This is a genomic window from Chitinophaga sp. SYP-B3965, from assembly GCF_009647655.1.
Classification (GTDB): Bacteria; Bacteroidota; Bacteroidia; order Chitinophagales; family Chitinophagaceae; genus Chitinophaga.
The window spans coordinates 97,947-120,373 of the sequence record NZ_WJFD01000002.1 but is presented as its reverse complement, the minus strand read 5'-3'; the positions used below and the strand labels follow the sequence as shown (position 1 = coordinate 120,373).

At 44.8% G+C, this 22,427-nt stretch carries 15 protein-coding genes; 9 read left to right on the top strand and 6 right to left on the bottom strand.

All coding sequences use genetic code 11. From position 1 onward, the window contains the following. The first annotated feature begins 17 nt into the window (after nucleotides 1-17). The 4 genes from GFS24_RS14535 to GFS24_RS14520 all read left to right on the top strand — a co-directional run bounded on the left by GFS24_RS14535 (nucleotide 18) and on the right by GFS24_RS14520 (nucleotide 5,123). A complete protein-coding gene (locus GFS24_RS14535; protein ID WP_173003086.1) occupies nucleotides 18-947 on the top strand; it encodes an outer membrane beta-barrel protein in 930 nt (309 codons plus the stop codon). 121 nt (nucleotides 948-1,068) lie between these two features. After that, on the top strand, nucleotides 1,069-1,401 hold the full coding sequence (locus tag GFS24_RS14530; protein ID WP_153660381.1) for a hypothetical protein: 333 nt from the start codon (nucleotides 1,069-1,071) through the stop codon (nucleotides 1,399-1,401). Nucleotides 1,402-1,521: 120 nt separating this feature from the next. Beyond that, nucleotides 1,522-4,458, top strand: coding sequence for a pitrilysin family protein (locus tag GFS24_RS14525; protein WP_153660380.1), 2,937 nt, complete (start codon nucleotides 1,522-1,524; stop codon nucleotides 4,456-4,458). A 110-nt stretch (nucleotides 4,459-4,568) separates the two neighbouring features. Beyond that, nucleotides 4,569-5,123 carry a murein L,D-transpeptidase family protein gene (locus GFS24_RS14520; RefSeq protein ID WP_153660379.1) on the top strand — a complete coding sequence of 185 codons (555 nt, stop codon included), beginning with the start codon at nucleotides 4,569-4,571 and terminating at the stop codon, nucleotides 5,121-5,123. Here GFS24_RS14520 and GFS24_RS14515 read toward each other — a convergent pair. The 6 genes from GFS24_RS14515 to GFS24_RS14490 form a co-directional block, all read right to left on the bottom strand. After that, nucleotides 5,120-7,399 carry a TonB-dependent receptor gene (locus GFS24_RS14515; protein ID WP_153660378.1) on the bottom strand — a complete coding sequence of 760 codons (2,280 nt, stop codon included), beginning with the start codon at nucleotides 7,397-7,399 and terminating at the stop codon, nucleotides 5,120-5,122. The genes GFS24_RS14520 and GFS24_RS14515 overlap by 4 nt on opposite strands. Nucleotides 7,400-7,514: 115 nt before the next feature. Further along, entirely contained in the window at nucleotides 7,515-9,428 is a 1,914-nt protein-coding gene (gene acs / locus GFS24_RS14510) for an acetate--CoA ligase (RefSeq protein ID WP_153660377.1), read from the bottom strand. A gap of 306 nt (nucleotides 9,429-9,734) precedes the next feature. Next, complete coding sequence (locus tag GFS24_RS14505) at nucleotides 9,735-10,871, bottom strand: lipopolysaccharide assembly protein LapB (RefSeq protein WP_173003085.1); 1,137 nt, start codon at nucleotides 10,869-10,871, stop codon at nucleotides 9,735-9,737. 47 nt (nucleotides 10,872-10,918) lie between these two features. Continuing rightward, nucleotides 10,919-13,258 (bottom strand): mechanosensitive ion channel family protein, encoded by a 2,340-nt coding sequence (locus GFS24_RS14500; RefSeq protein WP_153660375.1) that lies wholly within the window; start codon nucleotides 13,256-13,258, stop codon nucleotides 10,919-10,921. Between the two features lie 100 nt (nucleotides 13,259-13,358). After that, the gene (locus GFS24_RS14495) at nucleotides 13,359-13,628 is read right to left on the bottom strand and encodes a hypothetical protein (protein WP_153660374.1); all 270 of its coding nucleotides are present in this window, start codon (nucleotides 13,626-13,628) and stop codon (nucleotides 13,359-13,361) included. Nucleotides 13,629-13,709: 81 nt separating this feature from the next. After that, on the bottom strand, nucleotides 13,710-13,952 hold the full coding sequence (locus GFS24_RS14490) for a hypothetical protein (RefSeq protein ID WP_153660373.1): 243 nt from the start codon (nucleotides 13,950-13,952) through the stop codon (nucleotides 13,710-13,712). A gap of 124 nt (nucleotides 13,953-14,076) precedes the next feature. On the opposite strand from GFS24_RS14490, the gene GFS24_RS14485 reads away from it, so the two are divergent. The 5 genes from GFS24_RS14485 to purH all read left to right on the top strand — a co-directional run bounded on the left by GFS24_RS14485 (nucleotide 14,077) and on the right by purH (nucleotide 22,346). After that, nucleotides 14,077-14,643 carry a helix-turn-helix transcriptional regulator gene (locus GFS24_RS14485; protein ID WP_153660372.1) on the top strand — a complete coding sequence of 189 codons (567 nt, stop codon included), beginning with the start codon at nucleotides 14,077-14,079 and terminating at the stop codon, nucleotides 14,641-14,643. Nucleotides 14,644-14,945: 302 nt separating this feature from the next. Then, nucleotides 14,946-15,374, top strand: coding sequence for a hypothetical protein (locus GFS24_RS14480; protein WP_153660371.1), 429 nt, complete (start codon nucleotides 14,946-14,948; stop codon nucleotides 15,372-15,374). 154 nt (nucleotides 15,375-15,528) lie between these two features. Continuing rightward, the gene (gene carB, locus GFS24_RS14475) at nucleotides 15,529-18,345 is read left to right on the top strand and encodes a carbamoyl-phosphate synthase large subunit (protein ID WP_153660370.1); all 2,817 of its coding nucleotides are present in this window, start codon (nucleotides 15,529-15,531) and stop codon (nucleotides 18,343-18,345) included. Nucleotides 18,346-18,944: 599 nt separating this feature from the next. Beyond that, entirely contained in the window at nucleotides 18,945-20,819 is a 1,875-nt protein-coding gene (locus GFS24_RS14470) for a ComEC/Rec2 family competence protein (RefSeq protein ID WP_153660369.1), read from the top strand. Between the two features lie 12 nt (nucleotides 20,820-20,831). Next, nucleotides 20,832-22,346, top strand: coding sequence for a bifunctional phosphoribosylaminoimidazolecarboxamide formyltransferase/IMP cyclohydrolase (gene purH / locus GFS24_RS14465; protein ID WP_153660368.1), 1,515 nt, complete (start codon nucleotides 20,832-20,834; stop codon nucleotides 22,344-22,346). Nucleotides 22,347-22,427 lie beyond the last annotated feature (81 nt).

Below are 22,427 nucleotides of genomic sequence, written 5' to 3'. Positions count from 1 at the left end.
TAAAACGGCACAGTCATATGAAGCGAAAATTTTTACTCACCATTCTTACAATGATCCTTGCAATGGGCGGCGCTTTTGCTCAGCAGGAGTCTTTGGACACCATCCAGATCAAGGGTTTGGTTATTGTAAAGGGGAAGAACGACAGAGGGAAAAGTGTATTCAAAGCATACCAGGATACGGCATATGCCCGCCAGAAACTGAAAAAGAACCTCCATACCAAATGGCTGGTTTTTGACGTAGGCTTTAATAATTACCGGGACCGGAGCAATTATCCGGGCGCAATGGTTATGTCCCTTTACCCGCAGAACCAGCAGAATTACAATTACCCCAATCTTACTGCAGCAGGGGAAGCCAGCTTTGATTACTCCGGCGCCGCGCTCAATAAATTCGCCCCACGGAGGGCCAGTGAGCCATTAACACCGTCTGAATTTAAACTTATGACGGGAAAATCAGTCAATTTTAATATATGGGTGGTGATGCAGCGCCTAAATATTCATCAGCATAAATTGAACCTTATCTACGCTTTAGGTGTAGAAATGAATAACTATCGGTTTGCACGGAATATCACCTATGTGGCTGGTTATCCTACCACTATCATTCGTGATACAGTAGGGTTTTCCAAAAACAAGCTGTTTGCACAATATCTGACGATCCCTGTAATGCTGAATTTTAACTCAAATCCAGCCCGTCCGGGACGCTCTTTTGAAATGAGTTTGGGCTTTTCCGGCGGATATTTGCTGAAATCACGCACCAAACAAATAAGTGAAGAAAGAGGTAAAGTGAGGCACACAGACGATTTCAGCCTAAATAAATGGCGTTTAGGCCTTACCGGAGAGATTGCGTATGGTCCTATTAAACTATATAGTAACTTTGCGCTCACTCCTTTACATGATTATGGACTGGAACAATACCCTTTTTCAGTGGGTTTCCGGTTCAACGGATTCTAAATGAGCAAAGAGTAAGAGCACATATTCTATTTATAACCGGATGAATTTTGAAAGGAAGGGGTAACAATCCCCTCATTTCCTTTATCCTATTAAAACTGTACAACCACAAATCCAAAAAAGTATGCGATCTATCCTGATGTTTGTAGCTGTAGTGACTTTCATTGTGTTCATGCATGCCACCAATTTAAGGTTACCTGAAACCCCCACATCCTTAGAAGGCTTTGCAGCATCTGCATCCATACCTGGCAGTACGGCACAATTGCCTGTTCCTGAGGCTACGGAGTCCCTGGTATATTTGCCAGATAGCCTGTTCCAGTCTTACCGCGGGGATCATAACTTATATGTAACAAACCACTATCACGTATTATATGTTAAAACAGATACCCTGTTCCTGACCACTCCCGGCCCTGTAACCGGTAGCCGTGTATATGCAGGCAATATGATCTACAGATAAAATCCCCATCCCCAAAATCTTCCGCTCATCCTTTCTGGCGTAGAAAAATCCTGATCTGGCCGTTGAATGTCCTCCGGCATTTTTTATATTTGAAAAGATCAATTTTTTTAAACCAACTGTATGAGAATAACCTCCCTTGTTTTATGGCTGCTGCTGGCCGGGACTGTACAATTATCAGCCCAGGAAAAGCACCAGTGGAAAGACGCCACTTCTGGCGGCTATACCTACCGGTATATAACCGGAGACCCAATGCAGGCACGCTTTTACACATTAAAGAATGGCCTCACCGTTATCCTTAGTGTGAATAAAAAAGACCCACGTATCCAAACCCTCATAGGGGTTCGCGCAGGTAGCAATAGTGATCCTAAAGACCATACCGGCCTTGCACACTACCTGGAACACCTGTTATTTAAAGGCACCACAAAGTTTGGCTCCCTGGACTGGGCCAAAGAAAAACCTTTGCTGGATAAGGTAGAGGGCCTGTACGACACTTATAACAAAACCACCGATGCCGAAAAACGCAAGGCTATCTACAAACAGATAGACAGCATGTCCGGCGCTGCCGCTAAATTCGCCATAGCCAATGAGTATGATAAGATGATGACGAACATGGGCGCTCAGGGAACCAATGCCCATACCTGGGTAGAGGAAACTGTTTATGAGGAAGACATTCCTTCCACGGCAGTAGATAAATTCCTGGCAGTGCAGGCAGAACGTTTCCGTGATCCCATTTTCCGGATCTTCCATACAGAGCTGGAAGCCGTATACGAAGAGAAGAACCGTGGGCTGGATAACGATGGCCGCAAAATGTACGAAGCCATGCTGTTCAATTTATTCCCTACGCATAATTACGGGCAGCAGTCTACCATAGGAACAGTAGAACATCTGAAGAACCCTTCCCTGAAGGCTATCCGCCAGTTCTATAATGAGTATTATGTACCTAATAATATGGCCATCATATTTGCGGGTGACTTTGATCCTGACTATGTGATCAAACGTATCGATCAGCAGTTTGGTTATATGAAAGCCAAGCCGGTGAAGGAATATAAAGCTCCTGCCGAAGCGCCAATTACAAAACCCATTGTGAAGGATGTATTTGGACCTGATGCAGAGAATGTGAACCTGGCTTATCGCATGCCGGGCGCCCTGGATACTAAATCTTCCGTTATCCTCACGGTGCTTTCCCAGATCCTTTCCAACGGAAAGGCTGGTCTGCTGGACCTTAACCTGAACAAACAACAAAAAGTACTGGGTGCCAGCGTAAGCACACTGCCCTGGAAAGACTATACCGTATTTGCTTTAAGCGGCCGCGCCAAAGAAGGCCAAACGCTGGATGAAGTGAAAGACCTGCTGCTGGGCCAGCTGGATATTCTGAAGAAAGGTGAATTTGATGAATCCCTCATCACTGCGATCGTTAACAACTTCAAACTGTACGAGATCCAGGGACTGGAAAGCAACGAAAATCGCGCTACCAGCCTGATGGATGGCTTCATCAAACATTCCGGCAAGAACTGGTTGTATGATGTTTCCTATGTAGAGGACATGCGCAAAGTAACCAAACAACAGATCGTTGATTTTGCGAACAAATACATGAGCGATAGTTATGTGCTGTTGTACAAACGTAAGGGAGAAGATAAGAATATTGAGAAAGTGGAAAAACCACCGATCACCCCGGTAGAAGTAAACCGCGATGCGCAATCTGAATTCCTGAAGAGTGTAGCCGCCCTGCCGGAAACGCCTGTAAAACCACTCTGGCTGGATTACGACAAAGACATCCAGAAAGGAAAAGTGGGCAATACGGACCTGTTGTATGTGCAGAACAAGGATAATTCCCTTTTCCGCCTTTACTACCGTTTTAACATGGGCAGCTGGAGCAATAACAAACTCCCGATAGCAGCCCAATACCTGCAATTCCTGGGTACGGACAAATATTCTTCAGAAGAGATCAGCAAGCAATTCTACAATATTGCCTGTTCCTTTAACCTCGCTGCCGGAGCAGAAGAAACAACCATTACCATCACCGGCTTACAGGAGAATTTCGACAAAGCGGTGCAATTGTTTGATCATGTGATCGCTAATTGCAAACCGGATGAAAAAGCGCTGGTTGGTTTCAAGAACCGGATCGCGAAATCCCGTTCAGATAGTAAACTGAATAAAGCCCAGATCTTAAGTGGTTTGAGGTCTTACGCAACATACGGGGCTAAAAATCCGTTCAATAACCAGCTGAGCAAAGAAGAACTGGATGCGCTAACGGCAAAGGAACTAACAGACATCCTGCACGAACTGCCGAACTATAAACACACGGTTATTTATTACGGTCCTAATGATCTGGCAGCAACATCTGCAGCCGTTTTCAAACTGCATCAGCAACCAGCTGCTTTCAAAGCAGACATGCCTGCAAAACAGTTTGAGAAAACTGTGCAGAGCAGTAATAAAGTTTTGTTTGCAGACTACGACATGGTGCAGGCAGAAGTGAACTGGGTACGTAACGGGGATGTGTTTAATCCATCCAACACCGCAGTAATAAACCTCTTCAACTCTTATTTTGGAGGAGGTATGGGTTCTATTGTGTTCCAGACCATCCGCGAATCCAAAGCGCTGGCTTATTCTACGTATGCTTTTTACGCAGCGCCCAATAAGAAAACAGACCGTTATGCGGTGCTGGCTTATGTAGGCAGCCAGGCAGATAAAGTGAACGAAGCGATTGCAGGCATGAATGAATTGTTAACGACTATTCCTAAAGCAGAGAAGTCTTTTGAAACTGCGCGCAGCAGCATGAAGAAAGATATTGAAACGGAACGCATCACACAAGACGGTATTATTTTCAGCTACCTGGGCGCACAGAAACTGGGCCTGAATACTGATATACGTAAAACAGTATATGAAAGTGTAGACAAGCTGAACTTTGACGATGTGAAGCAACTGCACGATCAAAACATAGCCGGAAAGCCTTATTCATACTGCATCCTGGCGTCTGAGAAACGCATTAAACTGGATGACCTGAAAAAGTATGGCGATGTACAGAAAGTAACGCTGGAAGAGATATTCGGATATTAAGTTTAAAAGCTTTTTTATAAATGGAGCCGCAATTATTGCGGCTCCATTTTTTTTAACACAATATTCGCATTCTGCTCACCGTTAATCTATTCTGAAATCCTGTAACTACAATGTGGCGTATTTGCTTTTTATTTTCCTTATTGCCGCTATTTGCCTTTGAGCACAATAACAATGATCTGTATAGCGTTAGGCTGAACGCCGCGCGGATAGATATTGACAAAGTATTTCTGCTGGTAGACAAGAGTGATTACCGCATGTATCTCTATGAAGATGCCACTTTAATTAAGATCTATAAAGTGGTGTTTGGCAATGAAGATGCAAGAGATAAATACGTGCAGGGAGATCGCCGTACACCAGATGGAACATTCCGTATTCTTGCCAAACGTTACGACAATCGCTGGAGCCGTTTCTTACTGCTGGATTATCCCAACATAGAATCACGCGAGAAGTTTCAGCAACGCCAGGCGAGAGGGCTCATTCAAAAAGGTGCGGATATTGGTGGTGGTATTGGCATTCATGGTGTGGAGTACGCATCCGGCATCCGTGATAATTATGTAGAGCAACGTATTAACTGGACGTTGGGTTGTGTAAGCCTGAAGAATGGAGATGTGAATGAATTATATGACGTAGTGAAAGTAGGCACCCCTGTAGTAATAAGACCTTAAAGCCCCTCAATACTTCTCCGCGCTCTTTCAGGCCGCGTATTAAAAGCTTTCCCGAATTTATAAGTGAAACCAATACGCAGGATCGGGCGCCGAAAGTTCCGGGTGAATTTCTCTGTATAACCATCACCATAGAATTCTCCTTTACCCAAAAAATAATTCGTGATGATGCTTTGTAAACGCATGCTGACAGCAGCTCTTTCGCCCCAGAGTTTTTTATTTGCACCCAGGAATTGATTCCTCCAGCCGGTAACATATCCATACACCAACGGATACCTCGATTCCCAATTCATACCTCCTTCTAATCCAAAACCTTTCGGTAACTGGTACGTGACGTTACAGGTTATTTGCGCATACGGTTGCTGATTGGCAATCGTATCACTGCTGCGGAACTTCACGTAGTACATATTGGCATTTGTATTCACTTTAAAACGTTTGCCGATATTGAATGAACCGTTTAAAGACATACCCGTTCTGCTATTACCCGCAATGTTTGCATAACTATTATAGATCACACCATTCCCTTTCATCACCCGCATACTCTGAATACTATTATTGGCATAAGAATGATAAACAGATACACTGACTGGTCCAATAGTGTATCCCAGTTCAATGCGGTGGCTTCTCTCCGGAGTAAGTGAAGGATTGCCGGTTGTGATATTCAGTGAGTCACTGTAATCCAGAGAAGGGGAAAGCTGATACACTTCCGGCCGCTGGATCCTCCTGGAATAACTGAGATTGAAGGTGTGTTTATTGAAGCGCCGGGAAATAATGATGTTGGGAATAAAGGTGCCATAAGCAGGAAGCGTCTGCCCTTGTGCACTTAACCATGTATATTCATATCTTGTACCTAAACGTACCTTCCATTCTTTTATGCTAAGATCATAACTCAGGTAAGCCGCCATCACACTTTGCACGAAGTGGTACCGCAAAGAACGCAGCGGATCTTTTTCATAGCCAGCCAGTGAATCAAAGTTGAAGAGCGCATAATCCGTATTGATCTCTTTCATGGAATATTTCAACCCGGTTTCAATTTTATGTGTTGAAGAAAAGGGATGCACATAATCTGATTGTAACATCACATCGTAGTTGCGGCCCCTGTTTTCGTTCCTCTCTTTATAACCATCTGATTGCCGCATGAGATATCCGCTTTCATTGTTACGTGCGGAATAACCACCTAATACATAGAGTTCTCTGTCATTACCGAGGTGTTTGTTATAAGAAAAAGTGATGGCCCTGTTGCGATACAGGTTATCTCTGCTGGTATAACGGGAATATTCTCTTGCAGTTTGAACAGCATGCAACTCGCTTTCCCGCATATCCGGGAAAATGCCCAACCGCATGCTTACATCAAAAGCCTGCGTACTATCCGGTTCCCAGCCTGCATTGAAGGTGAAAAAATTCCCGGAGCCCTTTGGCCTGTTTTCAGATGATTGCCGCAAGACGAAACCATTCTGCCCGATACGTTCCGTTTTTTCATTATTGTAACTGCTATTGCGGTACTGGTACGCTTCAAAAGTGCCATATACTTTCGCCAGCCGGTAATTGAGTTTCACATTATAATTCTGATCGATGTCATTCGCATTGGCAGTGATGGCGCCTGTGATACCACGTAAACGATTTTTCTTTAACCAGATGTGCAGCACACCTGCGGAGCCTTCTGCATCATAACGTACAGATGGATGCGTGATCACTTCCACCCTCGCAATATCATCTGCAGATAACGTTTTCAGGAGGTCTGCCACATTGTTGGCGTAGAATTCAGCTGGTTTGTTATTGATGAATACCCGCACGCTGTTATTGCCGCGGATACTGATAGCGCCTTCCTGGCTAATGGTTACAAAAGGTACCCGTTGCAAAAGGTCCTGCGCATTACTCCCTGCGGCCACCAGGTCCCCTTGCGGGTTATAGACAACGCCGTCTATTCTTTGTTCAATAGCTGGTGGCCGCTGTGCCTGCACGTTTACACTTTGTAACTGTTGTGCAAGCGGGAGAAGAGTGATCTGTATAGTTTGGGCGGAAGGAGATACGATGTAAGTATAGTACGGTTGATAGCCCAGAAAGCGGGCGCTTAGAAGATAACGGCCATTCTGCACGGAGTCTATTACAAACTGGCCGGTTTTTCCTGTACGCACAGTTTTTACGACACTACTGTCTATACGCATCAATATTACGGTAGCGGAAATCAGGGGTTCACGGTTGTTCTTCACCACTCCCCGAAACTGAGCAGTAGCGGGCACTGCAAAAAACAGTAAGCATAACAGGAATCTTATTGCCATAGAGTACAAAGGAAGCACGGCAATAAGGGAGGTGGAAATTATTTACATCATGTGTAAACAATGCGGGACGAAATGCAAAAAGAAAGGGCGGTATCACTGATACCGCCCTGCTTTACTATAACTTTCCTTTTTTGATCTCTTCAACAACTGCAGGATCGAGCAGCGTGGAAGTATCACCAAGGTTGTCTAATTCTCCTTCAGCGATCTTACGCAGGATCCTGCGCATGATCTTACCGGAACGTGTTTTCGGCAACCCTGTTACAAACTGGATCTTATCCGGTTTTGCAATAGGCCCGATGATCCGGGAAACAGTTTGCATGATATCTTTCTTGGTGAGTTCAGGTTCTTTTACCTGCTTATCTGTGATCACATAAGCATAGATACCCTGTCCTTTAATATCGTGCGGATAGCCCACTACAGCACTTTCCACAACACCAGCATGCATATTGATGGCATTCTCTACTTCTGCGGTACCAATCCTGTGGCCGCTTACATTGAGTACATCATCCACACGGCCTGTTATACGGTAATAACCATCTTCATCACGGAGGCAACCGTCTCCTGTGAAATAGAGATTATCATAAGTAGCAAAGTAAGTGGTGCGGCAACGTTCATGATCACCATAGGTGGTACGGATGATACCAGGCCATGGGAACTTGATACAGAGGTTACCATTCACGCCGTTCCCTTCAATTTCCTTTCCGTTCTCATCTACGAGGATGGGTTGGATACCGGGGAGGGGAAGTGTGGCGTAACCTGGTTTTTCCGGTGTGATGCCAGCCAGTGGCGCAATCATGATACCACCGGTTTCTGTTTGCCACCAGGTATCTGTGATCGGCGCTTTGCCTTTACCAATATGGTCTTTATACCAATGCCATGCTTCTTCATTGATAGGTTCACCTACTGTACCCAGTGTGGTGAGGGAGCTAAGGTCCTTGTGATTAACAGGGCCTAAACCAAAACCCATCAGGCTGCGGATAGCGGTAGGGGCAGTGTAGAGTACATTCACACGGAATTTATCTACAATATCCCAGAAGCGGCCGGCATCAGGATAAGTAGGGATACCTTCAAACAACAGGGTAGTAGCGCCTGCGCTTAAAGGACCATACAGGATATAACTGTGACCAGTGATCCAGCCTATATCTGCCGTACAGAAAAATACCTGGCCGGGTTTATATTGGAAAGCGTTGATAAAAGTATAATTCGCATACACCATGTAACCTGCGCAGGTATGCACTACTCCTTTCGGTTTGCCGGTAGAACCGGACGTGTAAAGGATAAAGAGCATATCTTCTGCATCCATTTCTTCAGCAGCTACAGGCGGGTTGCCCATTGTTTCCACTTGTTTGATCTCATCTTCCCACCACACATCTCTGCCTTTGAGCATACTAACGGGTGTGCGGGTACGTGTGCAAACAATTACTTTCTTCACAGAAGGGCAGGCCATCAAAGCATCGTCTATCACTGCTTTCAGAGGAATGTCCTTTCCACCGCGGAAAGCCCCGTCGCAAGTGATCACCAGGTTACACTGTGCATCCTGGATACGATCAGCAATAGATTGTGCACTGAAACCACCAAACACCACAGAATGGATAGCGCCGATACGGGCACATGCCAATACAGCAATGGCCAGTTCCGGGATCATACCCATGTAGATACAAACACGGTCGCCTTTCTTTACGCCGTTATTTTTGAGCACATTGGCAAACTGGCAAACCTTGTTGAACAGTTCGCGATACGTGAGCACGCGGTGTTTTTCTTCCGGATCGTTGGGTTCCCAGATAATGGCAGGCTGGTTCCCGAGGGTGCCCAAATGCCTGTCCAGACAGTTTTCCGTAATGTTGAGCTTTGCCCCGGAAAACCATTTTATGTCTGGTTGTTTAAAGTTCCACTCCAGTACATTGTCCCACTTGCGGCGCCAGTAAAAATGATCTGCAACGTTAGCCCAAAATCCTTCCGGGTCTGTTACACTGTGCTGCCAGGCTTGCTGATACTCTTCGAAATTTTTGACTTGGTATGGGTACGACATGATTCCCAATCAGATTTATAAGTTTAAAACAGTTTTTTAACGGGCCTTAAATTTAGTGATTTATGATTGAAGATTGTCAAATTAAGATGCAATAACCTTGAAATTAATTCAATAAAACAGATAACCCGGCTGTTAAAGCCGGGTTATCTGGGGAGGAATTCTTCTTTTTTCTTATGGGTTTTTGATGCGTTTTTTCGTGTGAGTGGGGAATGGATTACTTTTCTTTCTTATAGTTTTATGATGTATGCGGGGATGGATTCCCTTTTCTTTCTTCTGTTTTTTTTCACGTAAGTGTAGATCTATACCCTATAGATTCTTAATACGTTCCTTCACATAAGTATGAATACTTTCCTCCTCTTTATTCTCCGGTTTGGCATCCTTCACATATTGCCTATAATGCTTTTTAGCATTCAGCGGATCCTGCAAATGCTGTTCGTAAATACGGCCGATACCGTATTGCCGCATGGGATCTTTAAACAGGTAATAGGAAGTATCATAATAAGAAATAGCTCTCCTGAATTGTTTCATCTGCTCGTAATTATCTGCCAGCGTAGCATAATAGCTATCGAGCGATTTGGATTTTGCAAGGTCAATGCAACGCTGGATCAGCTCATTACTTTTATCAAACTGTTTCATTCTGGCATAAGAGATGCCCGCATAATAGATGATCGTTTCAGGCGCATTACCTCTTGTCATAGCTGCCGTTTTATCATACACTATGATACAACTGTCGTATTTTTTAAGGGCATAGTAGGAAACGGAGAGATAGGAAAAGGCCGTCAATTCTAATGCGTTCATGGCCATGAGGCGTTCTCCATAGAGGGTGGCGGAGGAGAAGTCTTTTTGCAGATAGGATGTTTTCACCAGCTGTGAAATAACCATCACCTGGCTGCTGTCGATCAGCATGTATTGTTTCAGCAGACTGTCTGCACGGGCATATTCCTTTTCATCTATGAGATCAGCGCTGAGGGCTGTTACCACAGAAACATCTTTTGGATTGAGCTGATAGGCCATCCACATATAATTAAAAGCGGAATCCTGCAGGCCAACAACATTACCGCAGGCAATACTGAGCTGTTTATAGTAAAGAGGATTAGTGGGACGCAATGCCACCAGCTTTTCAAAATGGGCAATTGCGAGAAGCGGTTGTTTCTGCTGCCGTGCAATATTGCCCAATGCCTGATGGGCTTGTATATGATTGGAATCCTGCGCCAGCACCAGGGTATAATATTTCTCCGCGGGCATCATCTGGCCGCTCTGATAATAAGCACTGGCCAGCAATGCCAGTCCGTTTGCTTGTTGAGGTTTCACACCTTCCAGGTATTGGATGGCTTTGTCGAATTGCTGCTCCTGGAAATAATCCATCAGCAAAGCCTTGTCGATATTATCCTGGGCCATAGCAGGAACAGCAAAAAGCAGCATGAAAATAATAGTACGTATCATAGCAAACATTTCCATAAAACTAATAATTTAGTTTTATAAAGAAAAATTTAGTTTGACGGTGGGTTCTTGATATGGATATCGCTTTGGGGGAAGGGGATTTCAATGCCCTGTTCAGAAAAAGCGGTATAGATAGCTAAGAGCAATGAGCTCTTGAGGATCACCCAGGTACCAATGTCTGCCCAGAAAAGAATACGGAAATCAATGGAGCTGTCATTCAGTTCATGTACCAATACAAGGGGAACGGGCACACTTTGCACACCTTCCTCTTTAAGCAGTAATTCCTTCAGGAGTTCCGAAGCTTTTTTAAGATCAGAGCCGTATGCTACGCCAATGATCAATTCTACTCTGCGGGACCGGTTGGTGAGTGTCCAGTTAGTGATATGCTGGGAGAGGAGATCACCATTGGGAACAATGATCTCAGAACCATCTACAGTGGCTATTTTGCTGGCCCTGATCCCTATTTCTTTCACCGTGCCGTGTTGTGTACCGATATCAATTACATCGCCGATCTCTACCGGTTTTTCAAAAGCGAGGATCACACCGGAGACGAGGTTGTTTACAATATTTTGTAAACCAAAACCGATACCAACAGATAATGCGCCGATGATGATGGTTAATTTATCGATAGGGATGCCGGAAGCAGCAAAGGCCAAAAGCAAACCAGCGGCCAGTACGGCCAATCTTATCAGTAAAACGGCACTGCTCCAGCGATATTTTTTTACAACACCGCCAGCTTCCTGGTGGCCAAATATAAATACCATCACTTTACTGATAAGGAAGGCAACCCAGATCACCACCAGGAAAATAAAGACGCTCGAAAAGGTGAAAGAGGTATTACCGATGGTCCTTTCCGCTCTCAGGAAAGAGAATACCGTATCCCTGATGATGTTGTGAATGTTCAGGTTCCTGATGAGGATGGCCAGCCAGCCAATACCCACCAGGAGGAACAAAGTAGAACGTAATCCTTTTTTGATGCGGTTAAAATCAAGGTATGCAGCAAAGCGGCTATTGGCTTTGTTGGCTTCGATATGCAGGTAAAAAGTTTCCAGCAATAACTCCATCAGTATAAGCAGGGCCTGTGCAGAAATAAGGCTGAACACAGCACTCATGCCCAGGAATTTTGAGAGCATCACACGGCCTGTAAGGTTGCAGACAAATGCGGTGACAGTCATCAGCAAGGTAAGCCACACGATGATCCTTGTATAAGGCGGAAAGGCAAAAGTTGATTTCCGTTGTTTCCGCAGGAACCACCCCACAGTGGCCAGTGTGCCCAGTTGCAGAAAGAATTGCGCCCATCTTTCTTCAAAGGAAGATTGCATCATGAGATTGAAGAGCGCATAGGCCGTATATAAAAATAACAGCAGGAACCATTGCCAGCGCAGCCATACAGGGGATTCGTCTTTTAATACCCAGGTTACGCAAGCCGTTTGTACCAGCCAGAATAATTCCATATGTACGATGGGAGGGTTTGTATAAAAAAAAGGCCCGAGAGTGAAAATAAAGATCAGCGAAGTGAGTAAAGGTTTATGACTGGCGTACTTTGTATTGGCAAATATCCCCGTTGCATCAGGATGATTTTTCCGGATGCGGGAGATGCTGTTCAGTAACCAGAAGAGGAATACAAAGAACAGTATAAGGTTGAGCAGATGTATATCCCGGTTATACCGGAAATAATAATCCCATACCCGATGTGCCGCTACAAAGGAAATATAGAAGGTATCATGGAATGGGAACCTGTAATCCGCCAGGCGTACATCCCAGAGGTTTTTTTCTTCCCGCGTCCAGATCCTTTTCTCTGCATTCTTTAACCGGAATTCTACCTCATCCAGCATATCTGTAATGGTGATATAATTCATGGCCACCCTGTTCTGCAGCACGCCGATCCGCTGGAGGCTATTGCGGTTGGCGGTATCTGCCTGTTGCCATTTTTGATCTAACCGGGAAAGCTGGTAAGTGTATAATCCCTGTAAAGAAGGGTCTTTCGGTAGTTGACGGAGAAGGGTGTCGCGCAGGATGTTGTCGATCTTCCCGCTCATATCTGTGATGGTGCGGCTGTAGGTTGATAAAGATCTTTGCCACCCGGCATGTTGCTCTTCCATTTCCCGCAATATTACCTGCAGGGCATAGAGGCTGCGGATATTCATCAGCCGGCGATCATTCAAAACGCTGTTCCGGAGATCGTTCACCAGCTTTTCAGAACCCGGTAATTTCTCTGCGATCTCCGTGGTGTCAAAGCCCCTGCGTAGGGTATTGTTCACCCTGTTCAGCATCTTGGTGATATGCTCCACCCGTTCCACCACATCCGTTATGGCTGTATCCTCTTTCACCTGTTGGGCGGAAAGAGACAGCGAGAACAATAAGCATATCAGCCAGCTAAGGAATTTCATATTCCATGAATTTAAACGATTTGCATCAATGATAATCAACAAAAAAAGCAAAAAGACGGTTGCGCCTTTTTGCTTTTTTTATAAGATAACTGGATGGTTCTTATTGTTGCCGCGGCTTTTTTTCCGTGGCAATAATGGTGATCATATTGGTGATGGGGGCTTCCAGTTCCATATCCTGGTAGGAGAGCTCTGCAACCCCATCCATTTTGGTAACGGAAAAGTGGCTGATGCGCCTGTCTGGAACAAAATGTTGCAGTTCTCCGTGTACCGTAACCGTAACGTGAGAAATTGCATTGCCGCTGGTTTCATGTAAGCGGTGAATAAATTGAGAAATAATGGAGCGTATTTGTTGATGTTTGGTTTCCTGCATAGTTTTGGTTTTAATGGGATTAAGTAAGTTAACATCAATGAAAATGTTTCGTTTCGTGGGGATAATGTTCGTTTTTGTGCATTAACGTTGCCTGTAACTGACATTTTGCTCCAGGCGTTCCTTTAAAAGATTATCTGCTACTGCCAGGATCTTTTCTTTTTCCGCGTTACTAAAGGTGTTTTTCCCCCTGGCTTTCCTGTAAAAAGTGGCCTCACTCCACCCGCACTCATGGCAAACGCTCTCGCGAAAGGATTTTGGCAGCTGCGTTAGCTCTGTATGCGTGTGCAACAGCAGGTTGGAGGATGAAATTTTCTTTGATTCCATGTGACACTGGTTTTATTGTTTTAAGGTTATTTCTCTCATTTTGTCAATTAAAATGTTATATTGATAGTATGAATGTCATCAAAACCGTTGACAATGAGTACAATAATAACAAAATTTAATTACAGTGGAAACGGTATCGAAAAATATTATTCATGAAGGAGCACGGTTAAAACAGATCGTTCGGGATAAACGAATGAAGATCCTTGACTTTGCGGAGTTAGCAGGATTCTCCAACCAGATCGCTCATTATTATTTTCGGAAGGAAGCTATCAAACGCGCTACGCTGCTGGAATTCTGTGGTATGTTAGGTATCAGTCTGGATGAATTTTATAACTGGACGCATCCACGCAGAACACAACCGCAACCCGCTGTAGACTTTCATCAGGGCCAACGGCTGGATGAACTGATAGAAGAAAAGGGCCTCAATAAAACAAAACTGGCGGACAGGATGGGCCTGAGCCGCCGTGCACTATATAATCTGCTGGACAAATCTGTGTTCACGCCAGACCAACTGAAAAAGATCTGCCAGGTGCTGGAGATCAGCTCCAAGGAATTCCTGGGTGGTAATCATGTAGAAGAAAACGGGGCCGATGGAATGGAAATAGAAACCTGGAAAGACAAATACTATAAACTGCTGGAAGATTATAATAAAGCGCTCGTAGAGATCTCCCGCCTTAAAGAGATGCAGTAGGCCTCAAAAAAAAGATGCCATTGCAATCAAGCAACAGCATCTTCCGGGTTCACATAGGTCAGGAATTTTAGGGGTTTTGTTGTTAACATAGAAAGGATGCATGTGTATATGAACTCCAATAATAATCTTATTGCAAATTAGTTGACCTGCGGGAGAAAGCGCAATCGAATCCGGAATTATTTCCTTTTTTATAGCTAGGTTCCAAAAGATTGATCCTTCAATCTTTATGATAAAAATACAGTTTTTTTAATTATAATTACATATATTAGCATTTCTATATCTGTATCACTATCCCTTGTACTATGAAAAGCAGTCTATTATCCCTGGCTATGTGCCTTCTCCTGCTGGTTGGTAAAGCCCAGCGTACTTCAGAACCGGAACTGAAAGAGTTTGAGGCTTTCTGGAAGAAATTCTATACTGCCCTTGTGAAAAAGGACTATCAAAGTGTGAGCGGTTTCATCGATTTCCCCCTGGTGGTAAAGAAAAGCCTCACCGATACAGCTGTTCAAACCATCGGTAAGGATGAATTCGCCAATTTCTTTAATGATTACCTGGAATTACCGGCAAAAGAGGAATTCGCCAATAAATATAATTTACTGCGCGCCCGCAAACTGCTGAACGATGATGATAAGTCCATGGTATCAGACGATGCGGCCACCATAGAGGATTTTGAATTCCAGAAAGTGGATGGAAAATGGAAATTGGTATATGTGTATATGTTAGCACAATAGTATATAAAATTAAAATATAGGGCACCTCAGCTATTCATTTCAAATAATATCTCCGTAAAAACCAATTATTCCCGTAATTTTGCACGATTTTTTTGTTCGCTCGCGGGCTAAAAGAATCGCATGGTTTTTCATTATCAATAGCTAATAAAAAAAGATGCCCAAAGACACCTCCATTAAATCTGTTCTGATTATCGGCTCCGGTCCAATTATTATTGGTCAGGCATGTGAATTCGATTATTCCGGCTCCCAGGCAGCCCGTTCTATCCGGGAAGAAGGAATTGAAGTGATCCTGATCAACTCTAATCCGGCTACTATTATGACGGATCCGATGATGGCAGACAGGGTTTACCTGTTGCCGCTCACGGTGGAAAGTATTGAACAGATCCTGGAAGAGAACCAGATCGATGCCGTTCTCCCTACAATGGGTGGACAAACTGCACTGAACCTCTGTAAAGAAGTAGATGAGCTGGGTATCTGGGAAAAATTCAACGTGCGCCTGATCGGTGTGGATATTAAAGCCATCGATAAAGCGGAAGATCGTGAACAGTTCCGCCAGTGGATGATCCAACTCGGAATTCCTGTAGCTCCTGCCCGTACCGCTAACTCCCTGCTGGAAGGAAAGGAATTTGCACAGGAAATAGGCTTCCCGCTTGTAATTCGCCCCTCTTTTACCTTAGGTGGTACCGGTGGCGGATTCGTTCATGGTAAAGACGACCTGGATGAAGCGCTGGACCGTGGTTTGAAAGCATCTCCCATGCACGAGGTACTGGTAGAAAAAGCAGTACTCGGCTGGAAAGAATATGAACTGGAATTGCTGCGGGACAAAAATGATAACGTTGTGATCATTTGTACCGTAGAAAACCTGGACCCGATGGGTATCCACACCGGAGACTCCATCACTGTGGCCCCCGCCATGACCTTAAGCGATACCGCTTACCAGGATATGCGTAACAAGGCCATCATGATGATGCGCCAGCTCGGTAACTTCGCCGGAGGATGTAATGTGCAGTTTGCCATGAACCCCGAAAACGAAGAACTGATCGCCATCGAGATCAACCCTCGCGTAAGCCGCTCTTCTGCACTGGCTTCCAAAGCAACAGGTTACCCCATCGCCAAAATTGCCGCTAAACTGGCCATTGGATATACATTGGATGAACTGGAAAACCAGATCACCAAAACCACCTCCGCCTTCTTTGAACCAGCACTGGATTACGTGATCGTAAAAATGCCCCGCTGGAACTTTGATAAGTTCAAAGGAGCAGATGATACGTTAGGACTGCAAATGAAATCTGTAGGGGAAGTAATGGCCATCGGCCGCACTTTCACCGAAGCATTACAGAAAGCCTGCCAGAGTCTTGAAAACGACGCTGTGGGCCTGGGTTACTATGGTAAATCACTTCTGAAGAGCGAGCAGCTCATCGAGAAACTGAAAAGGCCAACCTGGGACCGCATCTTCCGTATCAAAGATGCCCTGATGGAAGGAATGTCTGTAAAGACCATTCACCAGCATACCCTGATAGACCGCTGGTTCCTGCACCAGATCAATGATATCGTAACGGTAGAAAAACAACTGCTGGAACACGATCTGGAATCAGTTCCCTTCGATCTGCTGAAAGAAGCCAAACAAATGGGCTTCTCAGACAAACAATTGTCTATCCTCTTTACAAACTGTGAAGAAGATGAAGTATATGAAAAACGTAAAGCCCTGGGCATTACACGTACCTACAAAATGGTAGATACCTGCGCCGCAGAGTTTGAAGCTAAAACACCTTACTTCTATTCTACTTTCGATACAGAGAACGAAAGCATCCCTTCCGACAAGAAGAAAGTGATCGTACTCGGTTCAGGCCCTAACCGTATCGGCCAGGGTATTGAATTCGATTATTGCTGTGTACACGGTCTGCAAGCCATCCAGGAATGCGGTTACGAAGCCATCATGGTGAACTGTAACCCTGAAACGGTATCCACGGACTTTGACATGGCCAACAAGCTCTACTTCGAACCTGTATATTGGGAACACCTCTGGGAGATCGTTGAACTGGAAAAACCAGAAGGTGTGATCGTTCAGCTGGGTGGTCAAACTGCTCTCAAACTGGCCAAGAGGCTTACCGAGAAAGGTATCAAGATCATCGGTACTTCCTTTGACAGTATGGACATCGCAGAAGACCGCGGTCGTTTCTCTGACAGGTTGAAAGAACTCGGTATTCCTTTCCCTAAATATGGTACTGCCTTTAATACGGATGATGCTATTGAAGTGGCAAAAGAAGTAGGTTATCCTGTGCTGGTTCGTCCTTCTTATGTATTGGGCGGACAAAGGATGCGGATCGTTATCAATGAGGAAGAGCTGGAGAAATCCGTGCTCAGCCTCCTGAAACACTTACCCGGCAACAAGATCCTGATCGACCACTTCCTGGATCGTTGCCAGGAGGCAGAGATCGATGCCATCTTTGACGGAGAGAATTTCCATGTAATGGGTGTGATGGAGCATATTGAACCAGCCGGTATCCATAGCGGGGACAGTAACGCGGTATTACCTGCGTTCAACCTCAGCCAGCTGATCGTGACCACCATGGAGTACTATTCTGAGAAGATTGCCCGCGCACTGAATATCAAGGGGCTCATCAATATCCAGTTCGCCATTAAAGACGGGCAGGTGTTTGTGATCGAAGCGAATCCAAGAGCTTCCCGTACTACGCCTTTCATTGCAAAAGCGTACCAGGTGCCTTACCTCAACATTGCTACCAAAGTGATGCTGGGTGCTAACAAACTCACAGATTTCAAGATAGAGAAGAACCTGAAGGGCTTTGCCATCAAAGAACCGGTGTTCTCTTTCAACAAGTTCCCGGGTGTGAACAAGGAGCTGGGGCCTGAAATGAAATCTACAGGTGAAGCGATCCGCTTTATCAAAGATCTGCGTGATCCTTACTTCAGAACACTTTACAAAGAAAGAAGCATGCACTTGAGTAAGTAATTGCTTTTGGAATATATTATCGGTAGAGGCCGGGTCATTTTTTGATCCGGCCTCTTTTTTTGCGCCCTGGCGGCAGGGAAAGGTTTTTTTATTTAGGGAGGGGATTCTTTGGCGGCAGAGAGGGATGTTTTTTTTATTAAGGAGGGTGTTCTTTTTCGGCAGAGAGGGTGTGTTTTTTATTTAAGGAAGAGCTTCTTTTTGCGCCCTGGCGGCAGAGAGAGGTTTTTTATTCAGGAGGAACTTCTTTAGTGGCAGAGAGGTTGCTTTTTAAAAGGAGCTTCTTTAAGAAAACATCTATTTATCTAAAAAAGAGAAAAAACTCCGCCCTTTCCTGCGCGGCAAACTCCCTACTCCCTTTTTGCGAAGGGTCACCCAGGCTCTATAGTTGTATATCCCTATATCACTGAAAGCCCATTCCTATAACACTCCTATAGCATTCCTATATCGTTTCGATATACCTATGCTATAAGAATGATATAGCAGTGCTATAGGAGCGATATAGCTGAGTATATAGATCACTATAGGAATGACCTGATTATCAGCCACTTATTGTTTTGTGTAAAAAATGCCTTAATTTCAATTCAACCATTGTTTGGAGTATGTTTGTTAACCTTTGGAGGAAAACGCCCTTCCTGCGTCTCCTAATCCCCCTTACGGCCGGAATTATCATAGGCATGTACCTGACGGTTCCAGTCGGAGTGCTTTTTTTGCTTTTCAGCATTTGCATAACCGGTTGGGTAATCCCCCCTTTCCTGAAACTTTCAACCCATTTCGCGTTAAGACATGTGCAGGGTGTCTGTATCCATGCCGCCATCTGCTTATTTGGAATAGGGCTTTTCTACCAATCGGACATCCGCCACAAGACAAATTGGATGGGGCATCATTTGAAGGACTGCAGTCAGCTGATCGTATCGCTAACGGAGCAACCCATCAAAAAAGCTAAATCCTGGAAAGCGGAGGCAAGGGTATTGGCGATAATGAATAGCGGGCAGGCACAACCCGTTACCGGGAAAATCCTGCTCTATTTCAGAAAGGAATCGAACCTGCGATACGGTAACCGGCTCATCATAGAAGGGGAAATTCAAAAGATCAGGGGTGATTACGGAAAATATTGCGGCAGAAAGAACCTCTTCCACCAGGTATTCCTGAAAAACTGGCAAACCTTGCCAGGCGGTAAAAGTCAAAACTGGCTGATCACCACCCGTGAGTATTGTTTGAAAACATTGCGGAGATACATCCCCCGGCAACAGGAATACGGCATTGCCCAGGCTTTACTGATCGGCTACCGGGAGGAACTGGATAAAGATATCGTACAGGCATACACGAATACCGGGGTAGTACATATCATTGCTATTTCCGGCCTGCATCTTGGACTGATCTATATTACACTCCTGCAAATGTTGAAGTGGCTGCCTAAAAAGAGATGGGCAGAAATAAGCAAAGCATTGCTGGTGATCTTTGTATTGTGGGCTTTTTCATTACTGACAGGGGCATCCGCTTCGGTACTACGTTCAGCGGTGATGTTTACCACTATTGCGATTGGGCAATTTATGCTGGCACGGTATTCCAATATCTACAACACCCTCGCCGCCGCTGCTTTTATGTTATTGAGTTATCACCCCTATTTCCTGCTGGATGTTGGTTTTCAATTATCCTTCCTGGCAGTGGGTGGCATTCTGCTCTGTTATCAGCCCATATACGACTGGTGGTTGATAAAACACAAATGGCTGGATAAACTCTGGCAGATGATAGCCGTTTCGTTAGCGGCACAGATCTTCACCTGGCCCGTTTGCCTGTATTATTTCCACCAGTTCCCTAATTTCTTCTTACTCGCAAACCTTGTAGCCGTCCCGCTTTCCACAATACTTTTATATGGAGAGATCATATTGGTAGCCATACCCAATTTATGGCTGGGCAAATTACTGACATGGGGCATCATGGGCATGAACACCTGGATCCAATGGCTGGACAAGATCCCCGGCGCCGTTACAAATAACATCCAGATCAGCCTGCAGCAAACGATATGCCTATACGGAATCACGATAGCACTTTTACTAAAGAGAGGGATGGGAGCTTTAACCATAGGGGTTTTGTTTGCGGGTTTACATGCCTATGATAACATGCAAAAGAAGATCATTATTTACAACGGAACCGTAGCATGCATCTACGGCCGCCAGAAGAAAGAACACAAAACAGAAACCCTCATCCAGTTTGAAGGAAAAAGGATATTAAGATTAACCGGCAGGCTTCCTAACAAGCCACCTGCCAAAAGGATTAAAATAGATTATATTTTGTTGTCACATAATCCGCGTGTCGATATCAGCCGTTTGCACGATTATTTTATATACGAGCTAATAATATTTGATGATTCTAACGCACCTTTCCTGATCAGGAAGTGGAAAAGTGCGTGTAAGAAACTACCTTTGCGCTTCTTTTCGGTTCCGGATGAAGGAGCCTTTGTTGTAAATCTCTAATTATTCTCTTGCATGCAAAAGCAAATCAAATCAGCTTTGATCTCCGTTTTCTATAAAGATAACCTGGAGAATATCGTTAAAACATTGGGCCAGCAGGGTGTTACCATTTACTCTACCGGCGGTACGCAAAAATTCATTGAAGAACTGGGTGTGAAATGTGTAGCAGTAGAAGACCTCACTGCTTATCCTTCTATCCTGGGCGGTCGTGTTAAAACCCTCCATCCCAAAGTATTTGGCGGTATCCTGGCTCGCCGGGAAAACCCGCAGGACCTGGAACAGCTGAAGCAATACGAGATCCCGGAAATTGACCTGGTGATCGTAGACCTTTATCCGTTTGAAGAAACCGTGAAAAGCACTACAGAAGAACAGGCTATCATTGAGAAGATCGATATTGGAGGTGTTTCCCTGATCCGCGCTGCAGGTAAGAACTTCAAGGATGTAGTGATCGTTGCTTCCAAAGATCAGTATGCTGATCTGGAAAAAGCACTCGTAGATGGTGAAGGCAATACTTCTTTAGAACAACGCAGACACTTTGCTGCAAAGGCTTTTGAAGTATGTGCACATTATGATGTGGCCATTGCCGGTTACTTCCTTCAGAATACAGAAAAAGAATACTTCCAGCTGTCTGTTCCACAAGGCCAGGTATGCCGTTACGGTGAAAACCCTCACCAGAAAGGTGTTTTCTATGGCGATCTTACCGAGATCTTCGACAAACTGCATGGCAAGGAATTGTCTTATAATAACCTCGTGGATGTGGATGCAGCTGTTCAGCTGATCGCTGAATTCACTGAAACAACTTTTGCCGTGATCAAACATACCAATGTTTGCGGTATTGCCAGCAGGCCTACTTTGGCCGCTGCATGGGAAGCTGCACTGGCAGGAGATAAGGAAAGTGCTTTTGGTGGTGTGTTAGCTTGTAACAAAGTAGTGGACGCTGCAACAGCTCAATCCATCAGCGAAATATTCTTTGAGATCCTGATTGCGCCTGGTTTTGAGCCTGCTGCATTAGAGATCCTCCAGGCTAAGAAGAATCGCATCCTGTTGCTGCAAAAGAAATCAGCGAAGTCTGCACAGATGTTTAAGAATGTGTTGAATGGCGTACTGGTGCAGGATAACGACGAAGGCAGCTTCCTCACATGGAATGATACCGGCGCGCAACCCGCCACAGCAGCACAACGTACAGATCTGGAATTTGCGAACATCGTTTGCAAACACCTGAAATCTAACGCCATTGCTTTGGTGAAAGATCAGCAGCTGGTAGGTAAAGGCTGCGGACAAACTTCCCGCATCGATGCCTTACGTCATGCTATTGAAAAAGCGCATCAGTTTGAATTCAGCCTGCAAGGTGCAGTGATGGCTTCAGATGCTTTCTTCCCGTTTGATGATTGTGTACGTATTGCCAAAGAAGAAGGTATTACTGCTGTTATTCAACCCGGTGGTTCCATCCGTGATAATGATTCCATCAACTACGCCAAAGAAAATGGCATGGTGATGGTGATCTCCGGTATGCGTCACTTCCGTCACTAATCAGATTTTCAATTTATTATAGAGAAGGCTGTTCGTAAGAACAGCCTTTTTTTGTACTATTGCCAACGTAGATGCCATTCT

Coding starts and splice junctions, on each gene's coding strand:
- GFS24_RS14535 (WP_173003086.1), top strand. CDS start 18: ATGAAGCGAAAATTTTTACTCACCATTCTTACAATGATCCTTGCAATG.
- GFS24_RS14530 (WP_153660381.1), top strand. CDS start 1,069: ATGCGATCTATCCTGATGTTTGTAGCTGTAGTGACTTTCATTGTGTTC.
- GFS24_RS14525 (WP_153660380.1), top strand. CDS start 1,522: ATGAGAATAACCTCCCTTGTTTTATGGCTGCTGCTGGCCGGGACTGTA.
- GFS24_RS14520 (WP_153660379.1), top strand. CDS start 4,569: ATGTGGCGTATTTGCTTTTTATTTTCCTTATTGCCGCTATTTGCCTTT.
- GFS24_RS14515 (WP_153660378.1), bottom strand. CDS start 7,399: ATGGCAATAAGATTCCTGTTATGCTTACTGTTTTTTGCAGTGCCCGCT.
- acs (WP_153660377.1), bottom strand. CDS start 9,428: ATGTCGTACCCATACCAAGTCAAAAATTTCGAAGAGTATCAGCAAGCC.
- GFS24_RS14505 (WP_173003085.1), bottom strand. CDS start 10,871: ATGATACGTACTATTATTTTCATGCTGCTTTTTGCTGTTCCTGCTATG.
- GFS24_RS14500 (WP_153660375.1), bottom strand. CDS start 13,258: ATGAAATTCCTTAGCTGGCTGATATGCTTATTGTTCTCGCTGTCTCTT.
- GFS24_RS14495 (WP_153660374.1), bottom strand. CDS start 13,628: ATGCAGGAAACCAAACATCAACAAATACGCTCCATTATTTCTCAATTT.
- GFS24_RS14490 (WP_153660373.1), bottom strand. CDS start 13,952: ATGGAATCAAAGAAAATTTCATCCTCCAACCTGCTGTTGCACACGCAT.
- GFS24_RS14480 (WP_153660371.1), top strand. CDS start 14,946: ATGAAAAGCAGTCTATTATCCCTGGCTATGTGCCTTCTCCTGCTGGTT.
- carB (WP_153660370.1), top strand. CDS start 15,529: ATGCCCAAAGACACCTCCATTAAATCTGTTCTGATTATCGGCTCCGGT.
- GFS24_RS14470 (WP_153660369.1), top strand. CDS start 18,945: ATGTTTGTTAACCTTTGGAGGAAAACGCCCTTCCTGCGTCTCCTAATC.
- purH (WP_153660368.1), top strand. CDS start 20,832: ATGCAAAAGCAAATCAAATCAGCTTTGATCTCCGTTTTCTATAAAGAT.